The following is an 890-nucleotide window of genomic DNA, read 5'->3' on the forward strand; positions in this document are numbered from 1 at the left end:
CCTGAAACCCGACACAAGCCTGTGATCCTGCCGGTGGCTGCATGCACGCTTGCCAAGCCTTTGCGGTGTTTCTAAAGCTCTGCGCGCCCATGCTTGTATCCAGCCCGGCTTGAGGCCAAAGGAGGTGACGATTGGCCACGGAATTGCCGACCACCGACATGCGCATCAGCGCCGAGGCGATTCGCCACCGCAAGGGCGGCGCGCCGATCGTTTGCCTGACCGCCTATACCTATCCCATCGCCCGTCTGCTTGATCACCATGTCGATCTGCTTCTGGTCGGTGACAGTGTCGCCATGGTCCTCCACGGCCACAAGACGACACTGGGTGCCTCGCTGGAGATGATGATCGCACATGGGCAAGCCGTGATGCGCGGCTCGGCCAGTGCCTGCGTCGTCGTCGACCTGCCGGCTGGCAGCTATGAGGTCACGGCAGCACTTGCCGTCGCCTCGGCGCGGCGGGTCGTCGACGAAACCGGCTGCCAGGCGGTAAAGCTCGAAGGCGGCGTCGACATGGTTAGCCAGATCGCGGCCATCGTCGCCGCCGGCATTCCGGTCATGGGGCATATCGGCCTGCAGCCGCAATCGGTCGAGAAGGACGGCGGCTACAAGATCAAAGGCCGCACCGAGGAGGCTGTTGCGGCTTTGCTTCGCGATGCGCTCGCCGTCGAGAACGCCGGGGCTTTCTCGGTGGTCATCGAAGGCACGGTCGAGAGGGTCGCCGCCGATATCAGCCGCCGCCTCGCCATCCCAACCATCGGCATCGGCGCCAGCGGCGACTGCGACGGCCAGATCCTGGTCACCGACGACATGGTCGGGCTGACCGTCGATCGCGTGCCGAAATTCGTCAAGGAATACGCCGACCTGCGCAACGCGATCTCGCATGCCGCAAAG

General features: G+C 64.6%; 1 protein-coding gene. It reads left to right on the forward strand.

The window, feature by feature from the left end:
* Positions 1 to 131: 131 nt before the first annotated feature.
* On the forward strand, positions 132 to 890 hold a 759-nt coding region (gene panB / locus ENZ75_RS33055), incomplete at its 3' end, for a 3-methyl-2-oxobutanoate hydroxymethyltransferase (protein ID WP_128278668.1).

The organism is Mesorhizobium sp. M7A.F.Ca.CA.002.04.1.1, assembly GCF_004022805.1.
Lineage (GTDB): Bacteria > Pseudomonadota > Alphaproteobacteria > Rhizobiales > Rhizobiaceae > Mesorhizobium > Mesorhizobium ciceri.